Consider the following 24,550-nt stretch of genomic DNA (forward strand, 5'->3'; position numbering starts at 1 on the left):
TCGTTCAGGCGCCCTTGTGGGCCCGGGTCACCAGGTCGGTCGCGACCTCCAGGACCGCCTCCCGCTTGTCCTCGGGGGTGGCGTCCAGGTCCTGGAGGAAGAACATCCCGGCGTGCAGGGTGAAGATCGCGCTGACACAGCGGACCTGGTCGGCCAGGTCGGCCTCCGGGTCGACGATGATCTCGCGCAGGCCCTTCATGCGCTCCTTGAAGGTGTCGCCGATCTGCAACTCCCGTACCGTCGCCTGGTTCTCCTGCATGAAGCGGTACAGCGGCGTCGCGCCGGCCAGGATCTCGCTGTAGCGCCGGACGATCTCCTGCTTCGTCTCCAGGGTGTGCGGCTGCCGCCTGCCCCACTCGATGAGGTCGAGGATCGGCTGCGTCAGGTCGTCGAAGATGCTGACGAGGATCTCTTCCTTGGTCTTGAAGTGGTAGTACAGGGCCGCCTTGGTGACGTCGAGGCGCTCGGCGATCTCGCGCAGGGAGGTCTTCTCGTACCCCTGCTCGGCGAACAGCCCGAGGGCGACGTCCTGGATGCGCTGGCGGGTGTTGCCGCGGCGCTGCTGCTTGGTGCCGTCCATGGTGCCGCCCATCCTCATGCCTCTCGCGCTTTGGGAAAAACTTACTTGACGCCCGGCTAGTTACGCCTCTACCTTCCCTGAGTGTAGTCAACTAGCCGGTCGGCAAGTAAGTGGCCGGCCGGAGGCGGGACCCAGGGGAGTGGGAACGATGGCGGACGCGCGGACGGTCGAGCCGAAGACAGAGAAGCAGCCCAGAAGCGTACGCGTCGTGCTGCTCGCGCTGATGATCACGATGATGCTCGCGATGCTCGACAACATGATCATAGGCACGGCGATGCCGACGATCGTGGGCGAACTCGGCGGGCTCGAACACCTGTCGTGGGTCGTGACCTCGTACACGCTGGCCACCGCCGCCTCCACGCCGCTGTGGGGCAAGCTCGGCGACATGTACGGGCGCAAGGGCGTCTTCATGAGTTCGATCGTGCTCTTCCTGATCGGCTCCGCGCTCAGCGGCATGGCCCAGGACATGGGGCAGCTGATCGGCTTCCGCGCGGTGCAGGGCCTTGGCGCCGGCGGTCTGATGGTCGGCGTGATGGCGATCATCGGTGACCTGATACCGCCCCGTGAGCGCGGCAAGTACCAGGGCATGATGGCCGGCGTCATGGCGCTCGCGATGATCGGCGGCCCACTGGTCGGGGGCACGATCACCGACAACTGGGGCTGGCGCTGGTCCTTCTACATCAACCTGCCGCTCGGCGTGGTGGCCCTCGCCGCGATCAGTGTCGTCCTGCAACTGCCGAAGAAGCGGGCGCAGGCGCGGATCGACTATCTCGGCGCCGGGCTGCTGACCGTGGGCATCACCGCCATCGTGCTCGTCACGACCTGGGGCGGCACCGAGTACGCCTGGACGTCCGCGCGGATCATGGAGCTCATCGGGATCGGCGTCACCGCCCTCATCGGGTTCGTGTTCTGGCAGACCAAGGCCCCGGAGCCGGTCCTGCCGCTGCACATCTTCCGCAGCCGCAACTTCACGCTGATGTCGGTCATCGGGTTCATCACCGGTTTCGTGATGTTCGGAGCGACCCTCTTCCTGCCGCTGTACCAGCAGTCGGTGCAGGGTGCTTCCGCGACCAACTCCGGTCTGCTGCTCCTGCCCATGCTCGGTGCGATGCTCGTCACCTCGATGGTCGCCGGTCGGGTCACCACGAACACCGGCCGGTACAAGATCTTCCCGCTCGCCGGCGGCGCGCTGATGGTCGTCGGGCTGTACCTGCTGTCGCTGATGGACACCGACACCAGCCGGGTCACGTCCGGCGTGTACATGGCCGTCGTCGGCCTCGGCATGGGCTGCCTGATGCAGATCACCATGCTGGTCGCGCAGAACAGCGTGGAGATGGAGGACATGGGCGTGGCGTCCTCCTCCACCACCCTCTTCCGCACCCTCGGCTCCTCCTTCGGCGTCGCGATCATGGGCGCGCTGTTCAACCACCGGGTGCAGGACGTCATGTCCGAGCGGGCCGGGGCACTGGGCTCCAAGGTGACCGAGCAGTCCGCGCAGCTGGACGCGCCGGGGCTGGCGAAGCTGCCGGAGGCGGCGCGGGAGGCGTACCAGCACGCGGTGTCGTCCGGCACCCACTCGGCGTTCCTGCTGGGGGCCGCGGTGTCGGTGGTCGCGCTGGTGGCGGCGGTGTTCGTGAAGGAGGTTCCGCTCAAGGGGGCGGGGCCGCAGAAGACGGACGAGGGTGCCGCGGCGCGGCCGCCGGTGGTCGAGGCCGTCTGACCGGTCGTGAGCGGAAGGCCCCGGGGGCCTTCCGCTGCCCGGCGTTGTCAGTGCCCCGTGCCACCATCGTCGTATGGACAGGATGCGCCAGGTGCGGCTGGCCAAGGACGCGATGGACCGGGACTGGGCCGATCCGGAACTCGACCTGGGCGCGGTGGCCGCGCACGCCGGGTACTCGCGGTATCACTTCATACGGGCCTTCAGCGCGGCGTACGGCGAGACGCCCGGCCAGTACCTCACGCACCGCCGCATCGAGCGGGCCGAGGAGATGCTGCGGGGCGCCGACCTCACGGTGACGGAGATCTGCCACCTGGTCGGCTTCAGCAGCCTCGGCACCTTCTCCGCCCGCTTCAAGGCGCGTACGGGGCTGACGCCGAGCGCGTACCGGACCAAGCACGTCGGCCGCGGTGCCTCCCTGATCCCCGGGTGCTACGCGATGCTGTGGGCCGGCGGCTTCCCCACCGCGACAGCCGCGGACAGCGCGACTTCGAAGCAGCGCAACTTCGAAGAAGCACCGTGAACGCGTCCCGGCCTACGGTGACGAACAGGACCCCGAGGACCCGCGAACGACAGGAGAGCAGAGCCATGATCAAGGGCCTGGGCATCACCACCGTATGGACGTTCGACCAGCAGCGCACCAAGGCGTTCTTCACGGAGAAGCTCGACTTCGAGGTGCGCAGCGAGGTCGCGATGGGCGACATGAGCTGGGTCACCGTCGGCGCGAAGGCCCAGCCGGAGGTCGAGCTCGCGCTGATGAGCCTCGACGGGCCCGGACTGGACCCGGAGTCCTCGGAGGCGCTGAAGAAGCTGGTCGCCAAGGGGGCCATCGGCGCGGGCGTGCTCCGCACGGACGACTGCCACGCGGACTACGAGACCTTCAAGGCGCGCGGCGTGGAGTTCGTCCAGGAGCCGCGGGAGCGGCCGTACGGCGTCGAGGCGATCTTCCGCGACGACAACGGCAACTGGTACTCGCTGACCCAGCGCAGCGAGGAGCTGGACCTCTCGAAGTCCTTCGACTGCTGAGGGTCGAGGGATGAGGGTCGAAAGCTGAGGGCTGAGGGCGGCCGACGTGGACACCGGTTGCCGGCCCGCGCCCGGAGGTGGCTGACCCGCACACGGGGCGCCTGAGCCGGACGGGCCGCCGGGCCGGCCGCGCGAGGGTCGCACCGGCTGCGGCGCGGCTGTGGCTGTAGTTGTGCTGGTGCTGGTGCTGGTGCTGGTGCTGGTGCTTGTGGCTGTGGACGGGGTCAGCCTGGCCACGGGCCTGTCGCACCGGCCACGAGACCGTCGAGCCGGCTGCGGGCCGATCGCACTCCAGGCCCCGCCGCACTCCCGGCCCCGCCGCCGGACGGTCGCACCTGGGCCCGCTGTGAGACGGTCGCACCTGCGGGCGCCGCCGGCGAGACGGGCCGTCGTGGCCGCCGCCGTCACCTTCGGCGCACTCGGCGCGCACGTCGTCCCGCTGCCGGAGGGTCGTACCCGGGCTCGCCGTGCGAGGGCCGTACCTGTGGCGCCGCCTGCGAGACGGTCGTAGCCGTGACCCGGCTCGCGAGATGGTTCCCCCGTGGCCCCGCTGCCGGAGGGTCGTACCCGGGCTCGCCGTGCGAGGGCCGCGCCTGTGGCGCCGCCTGCGAGACGGTCGTAGCCGTGACCCGGCTCGCGAGATGGTTCCCCCGTGGCCCCGCTGCCGGAGGGTCGTACCCGGGCTCGCCGTGCGAGGGCCGTACCTGTGGCGCCGCCTGCGAGACGGTCGTAGCCGTGACCCGGCTCGCGAGATGGTTCCCCCGTGGCCCCGCTGCCGGAGGGTCGTACCCGGGCTCGCCGTGCGAGGGCCGTACCTGTGGCGCCGCCCGCGAGACGGTCGTAGCCGTGACCCGGCTCGCGAGCGCCCTCCGGTGGTCCCGCCGCCGGGCGGGGCCGACGCGTGACGTGGGCCGTCCGGTGTCACGGCAGCATCGGATAGCTCCCGGTGTTCGTCGGTGCGTGCTCCGGCAGCCACAGGACGGCCACCGCTCCCTCCGCCGGTACACCCTCCGGCGCGCCGGCCGGCCGTATGTTGCGGAACGTCAGCCGGGCGCCCAGGACTCGGGCCTGCCCGGCCGCGATGGTCAGGCCCAGCCCGTGGCCGTGGCCGGAGCGGTCGGAGCTGCCCGTGCGGAACCGGCTCGGCCCGTCGGCGAGCAGGTGTTCGGGGAAGCCGGGGCCGTGGTCGCGGACCCGGATCACCCGGCCCTCGACGCCGACCTCGACCGGCGGTCTGCCGTGCCGGGCCGCGTTGGCGAGCAGGTTGAACAGCACGCGCTCCAGGCGGCGCGGATCGGTCGTGACCTCCGACTCGTGCACCACCCGCACCTCGATCGCGGGGTCCTTCGCCATGACCCGGCGACGGACGAACTCGCCCAGCAGAATGTCCTGCAACTCCGCCCGCTCCGAGGCACCGTCGAGGCGAGCGACCTCCAGCACGTCCTCGACGAGCGTGCGCATGGCCTTCGCCCGGTCCAGGACCAGTTCCGTCGGACGGCCCGGAGGCAGCAGCTCGGCGGCGGTCAGCAGGCCGGTCACCGGAGTGCGCAGCTCGTGCGCGATGTCGGCGGTGACCCGGCGCTCCGCCTCCAACCGCTGCTGCAACGCGTCCGCCATGGCGTCCACCGCCCGCGCGAGGTCGTCGGTCTCGTCCCGTACGACACCACCGATGGCGTCCCGCACCCGGACGTCCGACGCGCCGCCCGCCACCTGGTTCGCCGCGGCCGCCGCCTTGCGCAGCCGGCGCGAGAGCTGCCCGCCGATCAGCACGCCGAGCGCGCTGCCGCCGAGGACGACCGCGATGGAGCCGATCACCAGGGCCTGGTCGAGGTCGTTCAGGATGTCCGTGCTGCGGTCGGTGAACCCGGTGTGCAGGGACAGCACGTGCCCGTCCCTGACCGGTACGGCCGCCCAGATGTCCGGCGTGCCGCTCGGCCGCTCGGACACGAAGGTCGCCCGGCGCCCCTCCCGGACCTTCGCCCGCAGTTCCCGGGGCAGCTCCGGGTCGTCGATCTTGATGTTGGGGAAGTTCGGCCGGTCGGACAGCTCGTAGTTGCGCTGGGCGATCTGGACGCGCTCGTCGGCGAGATCGCGCGCGTTGTCCAGCATCGAGACCTGGGCCGCGTTGTGGACGACGAGGCTGAGCGCGATCGCCACCAGCGCGCCGACCAGCGCGATGGCCGCGCTCAGCTTCCACCGCAGGCCCGTCCGCAGGCCCAGACTGTCGACGACGGCTGTTCCCGGGCGCCGAATGTTCCCCCGCATACCCCTGATATCCCTGCTCAGGGCTTCAGCTTGTAGCCGAAGCCGCGGACCGTCTCGATCCGGTCCTGACCGATCTTCGTCCGCAGCCGCTGCACATGGACATCGACCACGCGCGTGTCCCCACCCCACCCGTAGTCCCACACCCGCTCCAGAAGCTTGTCGCGGGAGAGCACGGTGCCCGGCGCGGAGGAGAACTCCAGGAGCAGCCGCATCTCGGTCGGCGTCAGCGCCACCGGCTGTCCGGCCCGGCGCACCTCCATGCCGTCGGTGTCGACCTCCAGTTCACCGAAGGCCAGCAGCCCGCCGCCGGCCGCCGGGGCCGCCGAGTCGTCCGTACGGTCGCCGCCGCTCGCGTGCCCGAAGCGGCGCAGCACCGCGCGGATCCGCGCGACCAGGACCGCGCCGTCGAACGGCTTGGTCACGTAGTCGTCGGCGCCCGCCTCCAGGCCCAGCACGACGTCGATCGAGTCGGCGCGCGCCGACAGCATGATCACCGGCACGGTCGACTCGTCCCGGATCCGACGGCACAGGCTCACCCCGTCCAGCCCAGGGACCATGACGTCCAGCAGGGCGATGTCGGGGCGGTCGGCGCGGAACGCCTCCAGCCCCGACAGCCCGTCGGGCATGGCGGTGACCGCGAAACCGTCCCGCTCCAGGGCGAGCTGGGTGGCCTCGCGGATGACGTCGTCGTCCTCGACGAACAGAACGTGGGTCTGGTCTGCCATCCCGCTGCTCTCTGCTCTCTGCTCTCAGTCCTCGTGTCGTGCCGTCACCGATTGATCGGCGCGGAGGACCCGATCGGTTCACGGAGTCCTGGATCCGTGTCCTGGATCCGCTCGCCCGGTCAGCTGTCCGGCACGGGTGTCGGTCCGTCCCCGGCCGTTCTGCCGTAGTCGTTCTGCATGCTGTACGCCTGGGTGAATCGGCTCCCGCTCCAGCGGTAGGTGACCACGGTCTCGCCGGACGGCGCCGAGACAGGGTCCCCCTTCTCATACACCTGTTTGGTCACCACCAGGTCGCCGCGGTCGATCTCCGCGTAGACCGGCGGCTCCTCGGCCTGGAAGACGCTCCGGTACGAACCGCCCTGCTCGCGATACACATACGAACCGATCCCGACGGCGTCCCCGCAGGTCAGCACGTTGACGACGACGTCGTCCGCCGAGCCTCCGGTCAGATCCCCGTAGGACACGTCGACCGGGTACGCGTCGGCCACGCACGGCTTCAGCTCGCGCTTGACCTCGGCGGAGACCCGCGGATCGGTCTTCACGAGCCGGACCGCGTCCACGCGCGCGGCGACCCGGGCGGGCTGGGAGGAGGGCGAGGCGGCGGCGCCCGCCACCGACTCGGCGTGCGCCGGCCCCTCGTCGCGGGCGCCGGTGCCGCCGGCCCCGCAGGCGGACACGAAAAGGGCGACGGCGGCGAGCACGGCCACTGCCGTGATCGCCGCCTGGTAGATCCCCCGGGCGGGTGTGGGCTCTGACGGGCGTGGGTCCGCGCCGGCCGGATCCCCGCCCGCGTGCCCGATGCCGCCGGCCCTGGTGCCTAGGCCGCGCAACGCTCCCGCTCCTCACGCTCCGGCGCGCGTGCGCCGAGCTCGTCGTTGTCCCTGCTCTCCAGCTCCTCGCGGAGCCGGGCGAGTGCCCGGTGCAGCGTGCTCTTGACCGTTCCGGCCGACATGCCGAGGGCGGCGGCCGTCTCCTCCGTGGACATCTGCTCCCAGTGTCGCAGCACGACGACGCTGCGCTGCTTGGGGGCGAGAACCTTCATGACGTCCATCAGCAGGGCGCGGTCCGCGTGCTGCTCGGTGGAGTCGTCGACCGAGGCGTCCGGCAGCTGCTCGGTCGGCACCTCCTCCAGCTTCCGCGCCCGCCACCACTCCGTCCTGGTGTTGATCATCACCCGGCGCAGGTAGGCGTCCGCGAGCCGCTTGTCCGCTATGCCGTCCCAGCGGCCGTACGTCCGCACGAGGGCCGTCTGGAGCAGGTCCTGGGCGTCGATCGGGTCCGGGACCAGCCGACGCGCGCTGCGCAGCAGCGCCTCCTGCCGGGTGCGGACGTACTCCTCGAACTCGAGCACCTCGCCCTGCGCCATGTCGACCGCCTCCTGATCCCCGTTTCCGCCGGCCTGTTCCGCCGGCGGTCCGCCTCCGTCGTCCCCGGTCCACCGGGTACGCGAATGAAGCTACGGAGCTGTTGTCACGGGGCTGTCCGAGACAGCGCGCGGCTGGCACTCGGCTGTCCGTCGGTTGTGTAACAGAAGGAGCAGCGGACGCAGGCGCTGTACCGACAGGTGGCGGTATGGGGGTTATGGCGTCAGGTTCTTGTCAACGGCAGTCGATACGAACCACCCGGGAGGGGTTCCACCAGACCGTCGGCGACCAGACCGTCCAGCGCGCGGGCGCGCTGCACCGGCTCGTGCCACACCTGGTCCAGGGCCGCCTGCGGGACGGGCCCGTGGGCCTCCCGCAGCACGGCCAGCAGCTTGCCGCGGACCTGGCGGTCCGTACCGGCGTACGTCTGCCCCCGGCGCGGCGGACCGTCGTGCTCCGGCTTGCCCGCGAGCCGCCAGGCGCACTGCGCCGCGATCGGACAGCGGTGGCACGTCTCGTTCTTGGCCGTGCACACCAGCGCGCCGAGCTCCATGGACGCGGCGGCCCAACGGGCGGCGGTCCGCTCGTCCTCGGGCAGCAGGGCGCGGGCCAGCTTGCGCTCGGCGGCGGTGGTGGCGTTCGGCGGGTACTGCGTCCCGGTCACGGCCCGGGCGAAGACCCGGCGGACGTTGGTGTCCAGCACCGGGTGCCGCTGTCCGTACGCGAAGGAGGCGACGGCCGCGGCCGTGTACTCGCCGATGCCGGGCAGCGCGAGCAGCTGGGCGTGGTCGGTCGGTACGTCACCGCCGTGCCGTTCCGTTATGGCGACCGCCGCTCCGTGCAGGCGCAGGGCGCGGCGCGGGTAGCCGAGCCGGCCCCAGGCGCGGACGGCCTCGCCGGGAGCGTCCCCGGCCAGGTCGGCCGGGCGCGGCCAGCGGGCGAGCCACTGCTCGTAGACGGGCAGGACGCGGTTCACCGGTGTCTGTTGCAGCATGAACTCACTGACCATCACCCCCCACGGGCCGGCTTCGCTCCGCCGCCACGGCAGATCGCGGGCGTGTTCGTCGAACCAGTCGATGACAGGGGCGTGGAGCGGCTCGCCGAGGGTGTCGCCGGCAACGCCGTTCACAGGGTGCGGGGACTTCGTGGACACAGTCATGGCCTTCCGATCCTGCCATGCGGAAGGGCGCGCCCGTGTGTTCCCGCGGGCGCGCGGCCCGGTGGCTGGTCCTCCCGGAGCCCTTGCCGGGTCCGTCCTCCCGGTGCCGCGTCCCATTCCGGGCGGCGGGACGTCCGAGGTGGTTCCGCGGCCTGGACGCCGGACCCGGTACTCCGTTCCGCGCAGTCCTGCACCGGACTCGTGCACCGGACTCGTGCACCGAAAGCGTCCAGCGGTCACACCGGCCGCCGTCGGGGCCGCGCCAGAGGACGGGGTGCTGCCGCCGGCCCTTCGCCGACTGCGGCACACCTGACGATCGACAGCAGTGCCACCCGGGCCGTCGCTTGTAGCGTCGGCCGGATGGAACGTCCTCAGAGGTGGAGCGTCTGGCTGCTGTGGGTCGTCCTCGCGCTGCCCGCGCTCACGGCGGACGCCATCGGACTGAACGAGCCGCGTCCCGCCTGGCAGCAGGCCGTCGGGGTGGGCGTGCTCGCGGTGGCGGTCGCGTCCAACCGGCGGTACCCGCTCCTGGGCTTCGGACTGACCGCCGTCCTGGGTCTGCTCACCGCCCCCGCCCTGTTCTCCGTCTCCTACGGGATCGCGCTCGGTGTCCTCGCCCTGCTGCTCGGGCTGCGGGCGGCCCGGGTACTGCCCGCGGTGCTGCTCCTCGTCGCGGTCGGCTGCGCCGGGACCGTGAAGATCGCACTCGTCGGGGTCGACCCGGCACCGGAATGGGTCGTCCTGACGAGCACGCTGCTGTTCGTCTGCGTCTTCCCCTGGCTCGGTGGCCGGCACTGGCGCCAGAGCCGCGAGCTGGCGGTGGCCGGCTGGGCGCGGGCCGCCCGGCTGGAGGACGAGCAGCGCACCGCGGAGGAACGGGCGCGGCTGCGCGAACGGTCCAGGATCGCCCAGGACATGCACGACTCCCTGGGCCACGAGCTGAGCCTGATCGCCCTGCGCGCGGGTGCCCTCCAGGTCGCCCCCGACCTGCCGGACCAGCACCGGGCCGCCGTGGCCGACCTGCGCGCGGCCGCCGCCGACGCCACGGACCGGCTGCACCGCATCATCGGCGTCCTGCGCGAGGACGACGACCCGGTGCCGCTGACCCCGGCGGGCGAGAGCATCGGGCAGCTCGTAGCCCACGCCGCCGAGTCGGGCCTGCCGGTGCGCTGGGAACCGGCGGACTCCGCCACCGCCGTACAGCGCGGCGGGGTCGCCGAGGCGGTCCTGCACCGGGTGGTGCGCGAGGCCCTGACCAACGTGGCCCGGCACGCCCCCGGCGCTCCGGTGACCGTCACGGCGACGGAGGAGCCGGGCGGCGTGACGGTCACCGTCACCAACGGCCGCTCCACGCAGGCGAGTTCCCCGTCCTCCGGCGGCTCCGGCCTGGTCGGCCTGCGCGCCGCCGTCACCGCGAACGGCGGCGCCTTCGAGGCGGGCCCGCACGGAGACGGGTTCCGGGTCCGTGCGTACGTCCCCGACCAGCCGACTGCGGCGGCACTCCCGGTCACCGCCCCTTCCGCTTCCCCGGCTCCTCCAGCGGGCTCAGCTCCTCCGGTCCAGGAGGCTGCGACCCCTGCTTCGGTCCACTCGGTCCACTCGGCTCACAGGCACCCGGCCCGCCTGGCCCCGGCTGCCCACTTGGCTGACTCGGCTGCCCCGCACCCCCACCCTCACCCGGCTCGTCCGGCCTCAGCCGCCCACTCGGCCTCCTTCACCCTCGCCCGTCGCCGTGTCGCCGTCGCGGCCGGGGCCGGGGCCTGTGCGGGAGTCGCCCTGATCGGCGGGGCCTTCGGCTGGTACGCGTACACGGAGACCCACTCGGTCCTCGATCCCACCGCGTACACGAAGCTGCGCCTGGGCGACTCGGCCGACGAGATCACGCCCTTGCTGCCGGACCGCACGGTCCGTGACCCACCCGTGGAACGGGCGCCCGCGCCACCCCGGGGCGCCGTCTGCCGTTACTACCGAGCGAGCGGTGAACTCCTCGTCTCCGTCGATCACTTCCGACTGTGCTTCGACGGCGAGGGCCGGCTCACCGCCAAGGACGTGATCCCCGGGGCAGACCGGTCCCGGGACGAGCAGGAGGAGTTCCTACGGTGATCCGCGTACTGCTGGCCGACGACGAGGCGATGGTCCGCGCGGGTGTGCGGGCCATCCTGGGGAGCAGCGGCGAGACGGAGGTGGTCGCCGAGGCGGGCGACGGCCGCGAGGCGGTGGAACTGGCCCGCGCCCACCGCCCGGACGTCGCCCTGCTCGACATCCGCATGCCCCGCCTGGACGGCCTCGCCGCGGCGGAGGAGATCGTGCGGGTGGTCCCCGGCACGGCCGTCGCGATGCTCACGACCTTCTCCGAACAGGCTTATGTGGCCCGCGCACTCGGCGGCGGTGCCATCGGCTTCCTGCTCAAGTCCGGTGACCCGTACGAACTGATCGCGGGCGTCCGCGCGGTGGCCGGCGGCGGCGCCTTCCTGTCGCCGAAGGTCGCCCGGTACGTCATCGAAGGCCTCGGAGGCAGCGCCGGCCGACTGGGGCGCGAGGCCGCCGCCCGTGCCCGCGTGCAGGAACTCAGCCCGCGCGAGCGGGAGGTGCTGGGCCTCGTGGGCGCGGGCCTGTCCAACCCGGAGATCGCAGCCCGGCTGCACCTCGTGGAGGGCACGGTGAAGGCGTACGTGAGCGCGGTCCTCGACCGGCTGGGGGTACGCAACCGGGTCCAGGCGGCGATCGTGGCGTACGAGGCGGGGTTGATGGAGTCATGAGGCGTCCGCGTGGAGCCGTGGGTGTGGGTACCTGAGCCGTGGGTGTCGGTACTGGAGCCCCCGGGTGCGACGGAGTCGGGGCCCGGACCGGAGGCGTGCGGTTCAGTGGTTCCGGGCCGGGTGCCGGTGCTGCGCGTACGACGGGACGCGGGCGGGTCCCGGGCCGGTGAACCATCGTGCGGCGGGCGCAGAGGAGGTGCGTATCGCCTCGGTCAGCCGTATCGCCGGGCCTGTGCACAGGCGTATGACGACGACCGCGCAGACCGCTCCGAGGGCGAGTCCCGCCGCCACGTCGTGCGGGTAGTGCACGCCGACGAAGACCCGGGAGAAGGCCAGGAGGAGGGCCAGCGGGGCCGTCAGCCAGAGGAGCGCGCGCCGGACCAGGACCAGCGCGACGGCGGAGGCGCCGGCGATGGTGGCGTGGTTGCTGGGGAAGGACCAGTCACCGTGCGGCGGGCAGGTGACGAGGGACGGTGTCGCGTCGATGACCGCCCGGCACGGACGTTCCTCGGTGAAGCCGGACTTGAGCGCCTCACTGCAGACATATGCCACGGCCGTGGCCAAAGGTGCGAGGACCGCTCTCGCGTAGGCCTGGGAGGTGTGGTGCCGGGCCCGCCACCAGATCGCCGCGAACAGGGCGACGAAGAACAGGATGCCGGCCTCCGTCCCGGTCTCGGCGGCCTGTTGTAGCCACGCCGGGGTGTCCTGCGCGATGGCGGTGATGTCGCGGTACAGCTCTGCGTCCTCGAAGTTCATGGTCACAGACAGTAATTGTCCTGGCTGTCTCGTCACAGCTTGCGATCGCCGGGTGGTGCACCTGACGAAAGACAGGGGTCGGAGCGGCCGGCTCCGGAATGATGATCCGGAAAAGTTGTGAGCGTCGGCGGCGGGTGGCGCCGGTGAAGGCCTCGATCTCTCGTACAGTTTGCGCCGTGGGATCTCTGCGCAATCCGGTCGGGCCGCTTCCCTCCTCCATCTACTGGCGACGGAGGGTCGTACTGCTGTCTGTGAGCGCCCTGTTGGCGCTCCTGATCGCCTGGATCGTCACCTCGGGCGGCGGAGGCGGCAACAACGGCGCCGACGGGTCCAACGACAAGAATCCCTCGGCCCCGACGATCACGCCGGGGCCGTCCGGTTCCGGGCCCGCGATCAGTCAGGCGCCGGGCGGACGGGACGAGTCGAGCGGCGAGGAATCAAGCGGCACGGGATCCGGCGACGGATCAGGTGAGGGCTCCCAGGACGGATCCGGTGCGGGCGACGGATCCGGGTCCGGTTCGGCCGGATCGAGCGGATCGGGCGGCGGGACGGCCGGTGGTGGCTCGGGCGACGGTGTCGGTACCGGTGACACCCTTCCCGCGGGTTCCGCGCTTCCCAACTGCACTGCGGGCGCCGTGAAGTTGACCGTGCGCAGCCTCCACAACGCGTACAGCCCCGGTGACACACCCGCCCTGCTGCTCACCGCGACGAACTCCTCCGGCGGCGACTGCAAGGTCGATCTCGGGCCGAAGAACGCGGTACTGACGATCACTCAGGCGGGCGGCGAGGACGACTACTGGTCCTCCGCGGACTGCCCCAAGGGCTCCGCCGACCTGGTGTTCCGGGTACCGGCCGACAGCAGCATCACGTACACCGTGAAGTGGGACCGCAAGCCCAGCGCTCCCCAGTGCGCGACGCCCCCCGCGGGGTCGGCCGGGGCGGGCACGTACCTGGTGGAGGCGAAGACGCCGGGGTTCGGGACGGTACAGACGTCGTTCGTCCTGAAGGCCGACTAGTGCCGCGGCAGGCAACGTTTGCCCGTCAAGGAGCGGCGTCCGGTGCGGCGAGAGGGCGTGCCGGGCGTCGCGACGGGGCGAACGTTGCCTGCCACGGCACTAGCTTCCAGGCCGAGCGACGGACCGGAAGGGACTCTCCAGGACAGGACGCCCGGGACCGGGCCGTCCGGGACGGCAGGCCGGAGGCAGCGCCCGCCCGCCCGGCACGCCTCGACCGGAGCAGTCCAGAGCGGCCGACCGGACGTGGCACTCGGGACAGCCGACCCCGCCCGGAGAGCTCCGGAGCGGCGCGCCCGGCCGGCACGCTGCGGATCGGCAGACCCGGACGGGGCGCCCGGAACGGCGGCCCGGTCATAACGCTCCGGTGCGGCAGCCCAGTCGTGACACTTAGGAGCGGCAGGCTGAGATGTGACGCTCCAGGGCGGCAGCCCAGTCATAACGCTCGGAGCGGCAGGCTCAGACGTAACGCTCCAAGATCGACGACTCCGCCAGCCGCGAGAGCCCCTCCCGCACGCTGCGCGCCCGTGCCTCGCCGACACCGTCCACCGTCTGCAGGTCGTCCACGCTCGCCGCCAGGAGCTTCTGCAGGCCCCCGAAGTGCTCCACCAGCCGGTCGATGATCGCGCCCGGCAGCCTCGGCACCTTCGCCAGCAGCCGGAATCCCCGAGGGGACACCGCCGAGTCGAGCGCCTCAGGTGATCCGGTGTAGCCCAAGGCTTTGGCCACCGTCGGCATTTCCAGGAGCTCGGCATGGGTGAGCGCGTTGAGCTCGTACAGCGCCTCGTCGACCGTGCGGGAGCGCTTGGCGGTGGGCTCGGGAACGTAGTCCCGGACCACCAGCTCGCGCTCGGGCTCGACGCCGGCGATCAACTCGTCCAGCTGGAGCGCCAGGAGCCGCCCGTCCGTGCCCAGCTCGACCACGTACTCGGCGATCTCCGTGGCGATCCGGCGGACCATCTCCAGGCGCTGGGCCACGGCGGAGACGTCCCGGACGGTCACCAGGTCCTCGATCTCCAGTGCGGACAGGGTGCCCGCGACCTCGTCGAGACGGAGCTTGTAACGCTCCAGGGTCGCCAGCGCCTGGTTGGCGCGGGACAGGATCGCGGCGGAGTCCTCCAGGACGCGGCGCTGGCCGTCCACGTACAGGGCGATCAGCCGCATCGACTGGGAGACCGAGACCACCGGGAAGCCGACCTGCTTGCTCACCCGGTCCGCGGTGCGGTGCCGTGTGCCGGTCTCCTCGGTGGGGATCGTCGGGTCCGGCAGGAGTTGGACGCCGGCCCGCAGGATCTTCGACAGGTCCGCGGACAGCACGATGCCGCCGTCCAGCTTGCACAGCTCCCGCAGACGGGTCGCCGTGAACTCGACATCCAGGACGAAACCGCCCGTACACATCGATTCGACGGTCTTGTCGGAGCCGAGCACGATGAGGCCGCCGGTGTTGCCGCGCAGGACCCGTTCGAGGCCGTCGCGAAGGGCCGTGCCGGGTGCCACAGCGCTCAGTGAGGCGCGCATCAGGCCATCGGCACCGGAACTCCCGCCGGACTTTCCGGGAGCTGCTGCCCGGTCGTTGGCTGCCACTGCACTCCTCCGGTCGCAGGTTCTGGAACGCCCCCGTTTCGCACAAGCGGTTCGTACGGACGGGCGAGACCAGGGCAAAGTCTACCGGCGGTCCTCGCCGTCCCGTGGGGCCTCTCTGCGACGCGAGCGCGGAAGGACCCGGAGAGCGTCTCCTATGTCGGCGACTTCCAGGACCTTCATGCCGGGCGGGACCTTCCCCGGATCGCCCGGCACGAGTGCGTGCGTGAAGCCCAGCCGGTGCGCTTCGGAGAGCCGGCGCTGCACGCCCGTCACCCGTCTGACCTCGCCCGCGAGGCCCACCTCGCCGATCGCGACCAGGTTCTTCGGCAGCGGGGTGTCGCTCGCCGCGCTCGCCAGCGCCAGGGCGATGGCGAGGTCCGCGGCCGGTTCGGACAGCTTCACCCCGCCGACCGTCGCGGAGTAGATGTCCCTTTTGCCCAGGGCGCTGATCCGGCCGCGCTGTTCCAGGACGGCGAGCATCATCGAGACCCGGGAGGTCTCCAGGCCGGAGGTGGTGCGCCTGGGGGAGGGGATCTGCGAGTCCACGGTGAGCGCCTGGACCTCGGCGACCAGGGGGCGGCGGCCCTCCAGGGTGACGGTGAGGCAGGTGCCGGGCACCGGCTCGGCGCGCCGCGTCAGGAACAGGCCGCTGGGGTCGGCGAGGCCGACGATGCCCTCGTCGTGCAGCTCGAAGCAGCCCACCTCGTCCGTGGCGCCGTAGCGGTTCTTGACGCCTCGCACGAGCCTGAGGCGCGCGTGCCGGTCGCCCTCGAAGGACAGGACGACGTCCACCAGGTGTTCCAGCAGGCGCGGGCCCGCGATGGCACCGTCCTTGGTGACATGGCCCACCAGGAGCGTGGACATCGCGCGCTCCTTGGAGGCGCGGATCAGGGCGCCCGCCACCTCGCGGACCTGGGCCATGCCGCCCGGCGCGCCGTCGATCTCCGCGGAGGCCACCGTCTGCACGGAGTCGAGGATCAGCAGGGACGGCTTCACCGCGTCCAAGTGGCCGAGCACGGCGGCCAGGTCGGTCTCGGCGGCGAGATACAGGTGGTCGTCGATCGCGCCGATGCGGTCGGCGCGCAGCCGGACCTGGCTCGCCGACTCCTCGCCGGTGACGTAGAGCGTGCGGTGCTCGTCGCTCGCCGACTTGGCCGCCACGTCGAGGAGCAGGGTGGACTTGCCGACGCCGGGTTCGCCCGCGAGCAGGGCCACCGCGCCGGGGACCAGCCCGCCGCCGAGCACCCGGTCCAGCTCGGGCACGCCGGTGGAGCGGGCCGTCGCCTGCCGGCCGTCGACCTGGCCGATGGGCACGGCGGAGGTGGTGACGCGGCCCGGTGTCGTCGTACGCACGGCGGGCGCGCCGTACTCCTCGACCGTCCCCCAGGCCTGGCACTCGGGGCAACGGCCGAGCCACTTCGCCGTCTGCCAGCCGCACTCGGTGCAGCGGTAGGACGGACGCTCCTTCGCGGACTTCGTACGGGCAGCCATGCACGAACCGTAACCGGCACCACTGACACCCCGGAGGGCACCGGCCGGAAGCGCCTCCCGCGGCCCGGACCGCACCCGCCCGCTCAGGGTCCCGGCGCTCGGCCCGCAAACGGCCCCGCGCCCGGTCCACGCCCGGCCCGGGCCCCTGTCACCCGTGTGAATCGGCCACCCACGGCTCGAACAAGCCATGGAACGAATCGTTCCTGTCCCCGATTGAGGGATCGTTTCACCCGTACGGATTAAAAGTGCTCAAGGGGCAAGAAGGGGCGAACGCGCGCCCCCTACGGTCCACAGGTGATGAGCAGCAGTTCGGAGATCTCGACCCGCACCACCGGCGCACATCGGGCGCACCGGGAGGCGCGCGACCGCGCGGCGGCGCGCACTCTGGCGCAGCGACCTCTCGCACGCCACGAGCCGTACCTGGACGGCCTGTTCACCTACTGCCTGTCCGTGCTGTGTGACCACGACGCGGCGACCGCGGCCCTCGCGGACGTCCTCGCGCTCGCCGAGAAGCGCCGTGGCCCGGAGGCCGCCGGGGACCACAGGGCCTGGCTGTACGCGCTGTCCCGCTGGGCGTGTCTGCGCAAGCTGACCGAGGCCAAGCAGAAACGTCAGGCCACCCACGCGGCCGGCCGCACCGGCACCGCCTGGCGCCCGAGCGCGCGGCCCACCGCCCCGTCAGCCTCCGCGGGAACCGAGGAGACAGAGGAGGCCGCGGAGGCCGAGGAGGAGCGACGGCGTGAACTGGCCCTGCTCGCCTGGCCGGAGGCCGCCGGCACCACCCCGGAACAGCGTGAGGCGCTGGAACTCGCCGTGCGCCACCATCTCGCCGCCCACGAGGTCGCCGCCGTCCTCGGCATGGAGCCCGCCGCGGCCCGCGAACTGCTCGCCTCCGCCGCCTGTGAGGTCGAGCGCACCCGCGCCGCCCTCGCCGTCGTCGAGACCGGTGACTGCCCGAGCGTCGCCCGTCTCACCGGCGACAACCAGCTCGTGCTCAGCACCGCCCTGCGCCGCGAACTCGTCCGGCACGTCGACGACTGTCCTCGCTGTCGCCGTACCGCCGAGCGCGCGGTGCCCGGCCACTGGCCCGGTGTCGCCGTCGCCCCCGCCGAACTGTCCGTCCTCCCGGCGCCCCGCGCGGCCCTGCGCAGCGCGATGGCGAATCTCCCGCGCGCGCGGGGCACCGCGCCCCGCTTCGACCGGCGCGGCTTCCCGATGGACCCCAAGGACCGCGCCGCCCGCCGGGACCGCCTCCGCGCGCGGGCCGTCACCACGACCGTCGTCGCCACCGTCGTCGCGGCCCCCGTGCTCGCCCTGTGGGCCGCCTACCGGGGTACCCCGGTAGGCGAGGGCACCGACGGCCACTCCGCCAGCGCCAGCGAGGCACACGGCCCCGAGTCCCTGGACGGCGAGACGGCCACCGGCGGCTATGAGAACGCCGGCAACGCGAGCACCCGGCCCGGTGGCCGCTTCGCCCGGGGCGACGAACCCGACGTCTCCGTGGAGGTCATCAGCGCCGCCGGAGCCGGCCGGAAGGGTGCCGAGCGCCTGGAGGTGGCGGCCGGCAACAGCGGAGACACCACGCTGATCACCCTCACCGCGACCGGCTCCGCGCCCGTGTCCTGGTCCGCGACCACGGGAGCCGCCTGGCTCTACCTCAGCCAGTCCTCGGGAACCCTCGAACCGGGCGAATCGTTGACGATCAAGGTGTACGTCGACCATCTGCGCGAACCATCAGGGCACTGGAGCGCGCGCGTGGCGATCTCACCGGCCGGCGCCGTCGTCTCCATCGAGGGCTACGGCACCGCCCCCCGCCCCTCCGACCCCGGACCACCGGACCCGGGCCACCACGGACCCGGCTCCGGCCACGGCACCCCCACCGCCCCGCCCCCGCCCGACCCCGGCCCGGACCCGACGACCCCGCCCTCCTCCGACCCCACGCCCACCGACCAGCCCTCGTGGCCCGACCCGGCCCCCACGCCCACCGGCCCCGCCCCGTCCGACCCGGGGAGCTCGACACCACCGCCCGAGAGCGGCGATCCGAGCCCGTCCACGTCGTAGGGCGGCGTCGTCGCGGTCCGGTCGCAGCCCTCGTTCGTCGCAGGGCGGCGTCCGTCCAGTCCCGGTTCGCGTGCAGGACCTCGTCGCGTCCTAGCCGATGAGGGGATCCGCCGGATGCGGTGCCAGCAACGGCAGCTGTGCGGCCAGCCGCTCCTCGCACAGCTCGACCAGCCGGTCGTAGCCCGCCTTGCCCATCAGCTCGACCAGCTCCGGCCGATAGGAGACGTACACCGGATCGCCCGCGCCGTGCGCCGAGGTCGCCGACGTGCACCACCAGTGCAGGTCATGGCCGCCCGGACCCCAGCCGCGCCGGTCGTACTCACCGATCGACACCTGGAGCACCCGCGTGTCGTCGGGCCGGTCGATCCACTCGTACGTGCGCCGCACCGGCAGCTGCCAGCAGACGTCCGGCTTGGTCTCCAGCGGCTCGCGGCCCTCCCTCAGGGCGAGGATGTGCAGCGAGCAGCCCGCCCCGCCCGCGAAACCGGGCCGGTTCTGGAAGATGCACGAGCCCTGGAACGGGCGCGTCTGCCGGTCACCGTCCTCGTCCTGCGAGACCCAGCCGTGTGCCACGCCCTCGTCGTGGTGCTGCCAGACGTCGGGAGTGAGCCTGGCCACATGGCCGGCGACCCGCTTCTCGTCGTCCTCGTCGGAGAAGTGGGCACCCAAGGTGCAGCACCCGTCGTCCGCGCGGCCCGCCTGGATGCCCTGGCAGCCGCTGCCGAAGATGCAGTTCCAGCGCGAGGTCAGCCATGTCAGATCGCAGCGGAAGACCTGCTCGTCGTCCGCCGGATCGGGGAACTCCACCCACGCGCGCGCGAAGTCGAGGCCCTTCTCGTCGGCTTCCAGGGCCTGCCTCGACTTCTTCGGTGCTTTCGCCTGCGAAGAACCCTGGAGCATTTTGACCGTCTTGTCGTTCTTCGCCTTTTTCGTCTTTGGCACTCGTCCAGGGTAAGTCGCCCGAGGCAGCTCCAGGGACAGCAACGGAGGCGGTTCCCGGGGCAGCTCCCGGCCCGGCTGGCAGTAGCGTTCCGCCCATGAGACTCGGTGTCCTCGACGTGGGATCGAACACGGTGCATCTGCTGGTGGTGGACGCACACCCCGGCGCGTGCCCGCTGCCCGCGCACTCGCACAAGGCGGAGCTGCGCCTGGCCCAACTGCTCGACGACGCCGGGGCGATAGGCCCCGAGGGGGTCGACAAGCTCGTCGGGGTCATCCAGGAGGCCCTCCAGGCCGCCGAGGACAAGGGCGTCGAGGACCTGCTGCCGTTCGCGACCTCCGCCGTCCGGGAGGCCACCAACGCCGATGACGTCCTCGCGCGCGTGCAGGCCGAGACCGGCGTCGACCTCCAGGTCCTCGCCGGCGCCGAGGAGGCCCGGCTCACCTTCCTCGCCGCTCGCCGCTGGTTCGGCTGGTCTGCCGGAAAGCTGCTGGTCCTGGACATCGGCGGCGGTTCCCTGGAGGTCGCGTACGGCATGGACGAGGAACCGGACGCGGCGGTGTCGCTGCCGCTCGGCGCGGGCCGCCTCACCGCCGGCTGGCTCCCCGGCGACCCCCCGGATCCCGAGTCCGTACGGTCCCTGCGCCGCCATGTCCGGGCGCAGATCGCCCGCACGGTGGGCGAGTTCGCCCGCTTCGGCACCCCCGACCACGTGGTCGCCACGTCCAAGACCTTCAAGCAGCTCGCCCGCCTCGCCGGTGCCGCACGCTCCACCGAGGGCCTCTATGTCCAGCGCGAACTCAAGCGCGAGTCCCTGGAGGCCTGGGTCCCCCGGCTCGCCGGCATGACCACCGCCCAGCGCGCCGAACTCCCCGGCGTCTCCGAGGGCCGCGCCAATCAGCTCCTGGCCGGCGCCCTGGTGGCGGAGGGCGTGATGGACCTCTTCGGTGTGGAAAGCGTGGAGATATGCCCCTGGGCGCTGCGCGAGGGCGTGATCCTGCGGCGACTTGATCAGATGCGGTCGGTGTAGCGGGGAGGGGCGGGCGGGCGGCGGGTTCGCAGCGGGCCGGTGCAGGGGGCGCCGGTGCAGTGGGTGACGGGTTCGCATGCGGGTCGGTGCGGCGGTGCACGCGCCGACGCCCACGACGCGATGGTGTGCCGACGCCCATGACGCGATGGTGTGCCGACGTCCACGACGCGATGGTGTGCCCACGCCCACGACGCGATGGTGTGCCAAGGCGCACGGCGCAGTGGTGTGCCGGGGCGCACGGCGTCATACCGCGTAGGTGTGCGTAGTGGTGCGCCGAGGCGCACCGAGGGATGGAGCGGTCCGTGAGGGGCGCGAGGAACCGCGCGATCACCCCGTACCACCCGCACCCGCCGTGGCGAACACCACAACGGCGAAGAGGCACCCCGCACCCACCCGGCCGCACCCCGTAATCTGTCCCCCATGGCAGAGCCAGTCGTGCGCATCCCGGATGCGAAGGTCGCGCTGTCGACGGCCTCCGTCTACCCGGAGTCGACGGCGACGGCCTTCGAGATCGCCGCGCGCCTCGGATACGACGGCGTCGAGGTCATGGTGTGGACCGACCCCGTCAGCCAGGACATCGAGGCGCTGCGCAGACTCAGCGACTACCACGGCATCCCGATCCTCGCCGTGCACGCTCCCTGTCTGCTCATCACCCAGCGCGTGTGGTCCACCGACCCCTGGACCAAGCTCCAGCGGGCCCGGGCGGCCGCCGAGAAGCTCGGCGCGTCCACGGTCGTAGTGCACCCGCCGTTCCGCTGGCAGCGCCAGTACGCCCGCGACTTCGTCAGCGGAATCTGGCGCATGGCGAACGAGACGGACGTACGGTTCGCCGTCGAGAACATGTACCCCTGGCGCTACCGCGACCGCGAGATGCTCGCCTACGCGCCCGACTGGGACGTCACGAAGGACGACTACCGGCACTTCACGATCGATCTCAGCCACACCGCGACGGCCCGCTCGGACGCGCTCCAGATGGTCGACCGCATGGCGGACCGGCTCGGCCACGTCCACCTCGCCGACGGCAGGGGCTCGGCGAAGGACGAGCACCTGGTCCCCGGCCGCGGCACCCAGCCCTGCGCGGAACTGCTGGAGCGGCTCGCCCTCACCGGCTTCGACGGCCATGTCGTCATCGAGGTCAACACCCGCCGGGCCATGTCCGGCGCCGAACGCGAGGCCGACCTGGCCGAGGCACTGGCCTTCACCCGCCTGCACCTGGCCTCGGCGGCGCAGGTGCCCCGGCGATGAGGTACGGGAGTGGGGTCTCCCCGACGACGAGCCTGCGCGGGGCGGGCGACCCCCGCGGGGCAGGCGCCCTCCGTGGGACGGGCGACCCCCGCCGGGCAGGCGCCCCGGTGACCCGGTGCGGCCAGGGTCTCCCGCTCATGCCCCCGCCCGGCGAAGGTGCCCGGCCGTGAACGACGTCACCGCGCGGAAGCGGGGCCGCCCCCCGCGTACGGAATCGGCCGACACCCGGGACCGCATCCTGACCGCGGCCCGCGAGGAGTTCTCCGAGCGGGGCTACGACAAGGCGTCCGTGCGCGGCATCGCCAAGGCGGCCGGGGTGGACCCGGCGCTGGTGCACCACTACTTCGGCACGAAGGAACAGGTCTTCGAGGCGGCGATCACGGTCTCCTTCGCGCCCGCGCTGCACGCGCCGGACGCGGTCGCCGACGGTCCGATGGACACCGTCGGCGAGCGGCTGACCCGCTTCGTCCTCGGCATCTGGGAGAACCCGGCCACCCGTACGCCGCTGCTCGCGATCGTCCGCTCGGCGGTGAACAACGAGACCGCGGCCGCCGTCTTCCGCCGTCTGGTCGTCTCGCAGCTGCTGCGCCGGATCGCCGTCCAGCTGGACCTGCCGGACGCGGAGCTGCGCGCCGAGCTGGCGGCGGCGCAGCTGGTGGGGACCGCGATGCTCCGGTACGTGATCAAGGTGGAGCCGCTGGCCTCGGTGGACGTGGAGCAGATCATCGCGCGGGTGGCGCCGGTGGTGCAGGGGCACCTGACCGGCCCCTGACTGATCACCAGGGCCACCTTCGGCACGTCGCCGGCGAGCGGCCCGGCCTGGGACGGATTGAGACAGGTGTCCCGCATTGCGGACGATGTGTCCGCCACCTGGATGACCGGCGTACGCTCGATACCAGTCAGAAGTCTCTGATCGCAGTCTTGAGATCACTGGAGATCCGCCAGAGATCGCAGTCTTGAAGGAGCGAGCGACGATGCCCGAGCTGAGGTCCCGCACAGTCACCCACGGCCGCAACATGGCGGGCGCACGCGCCCTTATGCGCGCCTCCGGTGTACCCGGTGCGGACATCGGCCGCAAGCCGATCATCGCGGTCGCCAACAGCTTCACCGAGTTCGTGCCCGGCCACACCCATCTCCAGCCGGTCGGCCGCATCGTGAGCGAGGCCATCACCGCCGCCGGAGGCATCCCGCGCGAGTTCAACACGATCGCCGTCGACGACGGCATCGCGATGGGCCACGGCGGCATGCTGTACAGCCTCCCGTCCCGCGACCTGATCGCGGACTCGGTCGAGTACATGGTCGAGGCCCACTGCGCCGACGCCCTGGTCTGCATCTCCAACTGCGACAAGATCACCCCGGGCATGCTGAACGCGGCCCTGCGCCTGAACATCCCGACGGTCTTCGTCTCCGGCGGCCCGATGGAGTCCGGCCGGGCCACGCTCGTCGACGGCACGGTCCGCACGCTCGACCTGGTCGACGCGATCTCCGACGCCGTGAACGACAAGATCTCGGACGAGGACATCCTCCGCATCGAGGAGAACGCCTGTCCGACCTGCGGCAGCTGTTCCGGCATGTTCACCGCCAACTCGATGAACTGCCTGACCGAGGCCATCGGTCTCTCCCTCCCCGGCAACGGCTCGGTCCTCGCCACGCACACGGCCCGCAAGCGGCTGTACGTCGACGCCGCTCGCACGGTCATGGACATCACCCGGCGCTACTACGAGCAGGACGACGAGACGGTCCTGCCGCGCAACGTCGCCACCATCGCCGCCTTCGAGAACGCGATGGCCCTCGACATCGCGATGGGCGGATCGACCAACACGATCCTCCACCTGCTGGCCGCGGCCCAGGAGGCGGGCGTCCCGTTCGGCCTGGAGGAGATCAACGACGTCTCGCGCCGCGTGCCGTGCCTCGCCAAGGTCGCCCCGAACGTCGCGAAGAACCGCACGTACTACATGGAGGACGTGCACCGCGCCGGCGGCATCCCCGCGCTCCTCGGCGAGCTGCACCGCGCCGGTCTGCTGAACGAGGACGTGCACTCCGTCCACAGCCCGTCCCTCGCGGACTGGCTCAAGACGTGGGACGTCCGCGGCGGCTCCCCGTCCCCGGAGGCGCTGGAGCTGTGGCACGCGGCCCCGGGCTGCGTGCGCTCGGCGGAGGCCTTCTCCCAGTCCGAGCGCTGGGAGGCCCTGGACGACGACGCCGAGGGCGGCTGTATCCGCAGCGCCGAGCACGCGTACTCCAAGGACGGCGGCCTGGCCGTCCTCAAGGGCAACCTCGCGGTCGACGGCTGCGTCGTGAAGACGGCCGGCGTCGACGAGTCGATCTGGACCTTCGAGGGCCCGGCGGTCGTCTGCGAGTCGCAGGAGGAGGCCGTCGAGAAGATCCTGAACAAGCAGGTCACGCACGGCGATGTCGTCGTCATCCGCTACGAGGGCCCCAAGGGCGGCCCCGGCATGCAGGAGATGCTCTACCCGACGTCCTTCCTCAAGGGCCGCGGGCTCGGCAAGACCTGCGCCCTGATCACGGACGGCCGCTTCTCCGGCGGCACGTCGGGCCTGTCCATCGGCCACGCGTCTCCCGAGGCGGCCTCCGGCGGCACCATCGCGCTGGTCGAGGACGGCGACCGCATCCGCATCGACATCCCCCACCGCACCATCGAGCTGCTCGTGGACGAGGCCGAACTCGCCCGCCGCGAGCAGGCCCTGAACGGCGTCTACGCCCCGAAGAACCGCGAACGCAAGGTGTCGGCGGCACTGCGCGCCTACGCGGCGATGGCCACCAGCGCGGACAAGGGCGCGGTCCGCGACGTGAGCATGCTGGGCTGAGGCCGGA

At 72.2% G+C, this 24,550-nt stretch carries 21 protein-coding genes; 11 read left to right on the plus strand and 10 right to left on the minus strand.

Translation table 11 applies throughout. The features are described 5' to 3' along the window. Positions 1-4: 4 nt before the first annotated feature. Positions 5-592 carry a TetR/AcrR family transcriptional regulator gene (locus tag QQS16_RS23585; RefSeq protein ID WP_286063828.1) on the minus strand — a complete coding sequence of 196 codons (588 nt, stop codon included), beginning with the start codon at positions 590-592 and terminating at the stop codon, positions 5-7. 136 nt (positions 593-728) lie between these two features. On the opposite strand from QQS16_RS23585, the gene QQS16_RS23590 reads away from it, so the two are divergent. The 3 genes from QQS16_RS23590 (at position 729) to QQS16_RS23600 (ending at position 3,323) form a co-directional block, all read left to right on the plus strand. Further along, a complete protein-coding gene (locus tag QQS16_RS23590) occupies positions 729-2,300 on the plus strand; it encodes an MDR family MFS transporter (protein WP_286063829.1) in 1,572 nt (523 codons plus the stop codon). A 73-nt stretch (positions 2,301-2,373) separates the two neighbouring features. After that, positions 2,374-2,820 (plus strand): helix-turn-helix transcriptional regulator, encoded by a 447-nt coding sequence (locus tag QQS16_RS23595; RefSeq protein WP_502963834.1) that lies wholly within the window; start codon positions 2,374-2,376, stop codon positions 2,818-2,820. 65 nt (positions 2,821-2,885) lie between these two features. After that, on the plus strand, positions 2,886-3,323 hold the full coding sequence (locus QQS16_RS23600; protein WP_286063830.1) for a VOC family protein: 438 nt from the start codon (positions 2,886-2,888) through the stop codon (positions 3,321-3,323). Positions 3,324-4,244: 921 nt separating this feature from the next. Here QQS16_RS23600 and cseC read toward each other — a convergent pair. From cseC to QQS16_RS23625, 5 genes are all read right to left on the minus strand, one after another. Further along, positions 4,245-5,588 carry a two-component system sensor histidine kinase CseC gene (gene cseC / locus QQS16_RS23605; RefSeq protein ID WP_286063831.1) on the minus strand — a complete coding sequence of 448 codons (1,344 nt, stop codon included), beginning with the start codon at positions 5,586-5,588 and terminating at the stop codon, positions 4,245-4,247. Between the two features lie 17 nt (positions 5,589-5,605). Next, positions 5,606-6,313 carry a two-component system response regulator CseB gene (gene cseB / locus QQS16_RS23610; RefSeq protein ID WP_286063833.1) on the minus strand — a complete coding sequence of 236 codons (708 nt, stop codon included), beginning with the start codon at positions 6,311-6,313 and terminating at the stop codon, positions 5,606-5,608. A gap of 119 nt (positions 6,314-6,432) precedes the next feature. Then, complete coding sequence (locus tag QQS16_RS23615; RefSeq protein ID WP_502963835.1) at positions 6,433-7,143, minus strand: hypothetical protein; 711 nt, start codon at positions 7,141-7,143, stop codon at positions 6,433-6,435. Next, positions 7,131-7,679, minus strand: a complete 549-nt coding sequence (locus QQS16_RS23620) for a SigE family RNA polymerase sigma factor (RefSeq protein WP_286063834.1) — start codon at positions 7,677-7,679, stop codon at positions 7,131-7,133. The genes QQS16_RS23615 and QQS16_RS23620 overlap by 13 nt, the downstream gene beginning before the upstream one ends. A gap of 221 nt (positions 7,680-7,900) precedes the next feature. Further along, complete coding sequence (locus QQS16_RS23625) at positions 7,901-8,836, minus strand: HhH-GPD family protein (protein WP_286063836.1); 936 nt, start codon at positions 8,834-8,836, stop codon at positions 7,901-7,903. Positions 8,837-9,196: 360 nt separating this feature from the next. On the opposite strand from QQS16_RS23625, the gene QQS16_RS23630 reads away from it, so the two are divergent. Together QQS16_RS23630 and QQS16_RS23635 are read left to right on the plus strand one after the other, a co-directional pair. Continuing rightward, positions 9,197-10,939 (plus strand): sensor histidine kinase, encoded by a 1,743-nt coding sequence (locus QQS16_RS23630; protein ID WP_286063837.1) that lies wholly within the window; start codon positions 9,197-9,199, stop codon positions 10,937-10,939. After that, entirely contained in the window at positions 10,936-11,595 is a 660-nt protein-coding gene (locus tag QQS16_RS23635; protein ID WP_286063838.1) for a response regulator transcription factor, read from the plus strand. The genes QQS16_RS23630 and QQS16_RS23635 overlap by 4 nt, the downstream gene beginning before the upstream one ends. A gap of 102 nt (positions 11,596-11,697) precedes the next feature. On the opposite strand, the gene QQS16_RS23640 is transcribed toward QQS16_RS23635, so the two are convergent. After that, complete coding sequence (locus tag QQS16_RS23640; RefSeq protein ID WP_286063840.1) at positions 11,698-12,351, minus strand: phosphatase PAP2 family protein; 654 nt, start codon at positions 12,349-12,351, stop codon at positions 11,698-11,700. Between the two features lie 176 nt (positions 12,352-12,527). Between QQS16_RS23640 and QQS16_RS23645 the strand changes: the two genes are divergently transcribed. After that, a complete protein-coding gene (locus tag QQS16_RS23645) occupies positions 12,528-13,367 on the plus strand; it encodes a hypothetical protein (RefSeq protein ID WP_286063841.1) in 840 nt (279 codons plus the stop codon). Positions 13,368-13,823: 456 nt separating this feature from the next. Here QQS16_RS23645 and disA read toward each other — a convergent pair whose 3' ends face one another. Both disA and radA read right to left on the minus strand, forming a co-directional pair. Continuing rightward, a complete protein-coding gene (gene disA / locus QQS16_RS23650; RefSeq protein ID WP_286063842.1) occupies positions 13,824-14,948 on the minus strand; it encodes a DNA integrity scanning diadenylate cyclase DisA in 1,125 nt (374 codons plus the stop codon). A gap of 81 nt (positions 14,949-15,029) precedes the next feature. Next, on the minus strand, positions 15,030-16,439 hold the full coding sequence (radA, locus tag QQS16_RS23655) for a DNA repair protein RadA (RefSeq protein ID WP_286063843.1): 1,410 nt from the start codon (positions 16,437-16,439) through the stop codon (positions 15,030-15,032). A 294-nt stretch (positions 16,440-16,733) separates the two neighbouring features. Here radA and QQS16_RS23660 point away from each other — a divergent pair, with 294 nt between their 5' ends. Continuing rightward, on the plus strand, positions 16,734-18,500 hold the full coding sequence (locus QQS16_RS23660) for a BACON domain-containing protein (RefSeq protein WP_286063844.1): 1,767 nt from the start codon (positions 16,734-16,736) through the stop codon (positions 18,498-18,500). Between the two features lie 90 nt (positions 18,501-18,590). Here QQS16_RS23660 and QQS16_RS23665 read toward each other — a convergent pair whose 3' ends face one another. Then, positions 18,591-19,400, minus strand: a complete 810-nt coding sequence (locus QQS16_RS23665; protein ID WP_286066433.1) for a DUF3109 family protein — start codon at positions 19,398-19,400, stop codon at positions 18,591-18,593. Between the two features lie 137 nt (positions 19,401-19,537). On the opposite strand from QQS16_RS23665, the gene QQS16_RS23670 reads away from it, so the two are divergent. The 4 genes from QQS16_RS23670 to ilvD all read left to right on the plus strand — a co-directional run bounded on the left by QQS16_RS23670 (position 19,538) and on the right by ilvD (position 24,543). Then, positions 19,538-20,470 carry a Ppx/GppA family phosphatase gene (locus QQS16_RS23670; RefSeq protein WP_286063846.1) on the plus strand — a complete coding sequence of 311 codons (933 nt, stop codon included), beginning with the start codon at positions 19,538-19,540 and terminating at the stop codon, positions 20,468-20,470. A 420-nt stretch (positions 20,471-20,890) separates the two neighbouring features. Further along, positions 20,891-21,715 (plus strand): sugar phosphate isomerase/epimerase family protein, encoded by an 825-nt coding sequence (locus QQS16_RS23675; protein ID WP_286063848.1) that lies wholly within the window; start codon positions 20,891-20,893, stop codon positions 21,713-21,715. 166 nt (positions 21,716-21,881) lie between these two features. Further along, positions 21,882-22,487 carry a TetR/AcrR family transcriptional regulator gene (locus QQS16_RS23680; RefSeq protein WP_286063850.1) on the plus strand — a complete coding sequence of 202 codons (606 nt, stop codon included), beginning with the start codon at positions 21,882-21,884 and terminating at the stop codon, positions 22,485-22,487. 202 nt (positions 22,488-22,689) lie between these two features. Beyond that, positions 22,690-24,543 (plus strand): dihydroxy-acid dehydratase, encoded by a 1,854-nt coding sequence (ilvD, locus tag QQS16_RS23685; RefSeq protein ID WP_286063852.1) that lies wholly within the window; start codon positions 22,690-22,692, stop codon positions 24,541-24,543. The last annotated feature ends 7 nt before the right edge of the window (positions 24,544-24,550 follow it).

It is taken from the genome of Streptomyces sp. ALI-76-A, assembly GCF_030287445.1.
Lineage (GTDB): Bacteria > Actinomycetota > Actinomycetes > Streptomycetales > Streptomycetaceae > Streptomyces.

What these genes read in the sequence shown, in the direction of transcription:
- cseB (WP_286063833.1), bottom strand. Translation starts at nt 6,313, where the DNA reads ATGGCAGACCAGACCCACGTTCTGTTCGTCGAGGACGACGACGTCATC.
- radA (WP_286063843.1), bottom strand. Translation starts at nt 16,439, where the DNA reads ATGGCTGCCCGTACGAAGTCCGCGAAGGAGCGTCCGTCCTACCGCTGC.
- cseC (WP_286063831.1), bottom strand. Translation starts at nt 5,588, where the DNA reads ATGCGGGGGAACATTCGGCGCCCGGGAACAGCCGTCGTCGACAGTCTG.
- QQS16_RS23670 (WP_286063846.1), top strand. Translation starts at nt 19,538, where the DNA reads ATGAGACTCGGTGTCCTCGACGTGGGATCGAACACGGTGCATCTGCTG.
- QQS16_RS23625 (WP_286063836.1), bottom strand. Translation starts at nt 8,836, where the DNA reads ATGACTGTGTCCACGAAGTCCCCGCACCCTGTGAACGGCGTTGCCGGC.
- QQS16_RS23600 (WP_286063830.1), top strand. Translation starts at nt 2,886, where the DNA reads ATGATCAAGGGCCTGGGCATCACCACCGTATGGACGTTCGACCAGCAG.
- QQS16_RS23665 (WP_286066433.1), bottom strand. Translation starts at nt 19,400, where the DNA reads ATGCTCCAGGGTTCTTCGCAGGCGAAAGCACCGAAGAAGTCGAGGCAG.
- ilvD (WP_286063852.1), top strand. Translation starts at nt 22,690, where the DNA reads ATGCCCGAGCTGAGGTCCCGCACAGTCACCCACGGCCGCAACATGGCG.
- QQS16_RS23595 (WP_502963834.1), top strand. Translation starts at nt 2,374, where the DNA reads ATGGACAGGATGCGCCAGGTGCGGCTGGCCAAGGACGCGATGGACCGG.
- QQS16_RS23630 (WP_286063837.1), top strand. Translation starts at nt 9,197, where the DNA reads ATGGAACGTCCTCAGAGGTGGAGCGTCTGGCTGCTGTGGGTCGTCCTC.
- QQS16_RS23620 (WP_286063834.1), bottom strand. Translation starts at nt 7,679, where the DNA reads ATGGCGCAGGGCGAGGTGCTCGAGTTCGAGGAGTACGTCCGCACCCGG.
- QQS16_RS23585 (WP_286063828.1), bottom strand. Translation starts at nt 592, where the DNA reads ATGGGCGGCACCATGGACGGCACCAAGCAGCAGCGCCGCGGCAACACC.
- QQS16_RS23675 (WP_286063848.1), top strand. Translation starts at nt 20,891, where the DNA reads ATGGCAGAGCCAGTCGTGCGCATCCCGGATGCGAAGGTCGCGCTGTCG.
- QQS16_RS23590 (WP_286063829.1), top strand. Translation starts at nt 729, where the DNA reads ATGGCGGACGCGCGGACGGTCGAGCCGAAGACAGAGAAGCAGCCCAGA.
- QQS16_RS23640 (WP_286063840.1), bottom strand. Translation starts at nt 12,351, where the DNA reads ATGAACTTCGAGGACGCAGAGCTGTACCGCGACATCACCGCCATCGCG.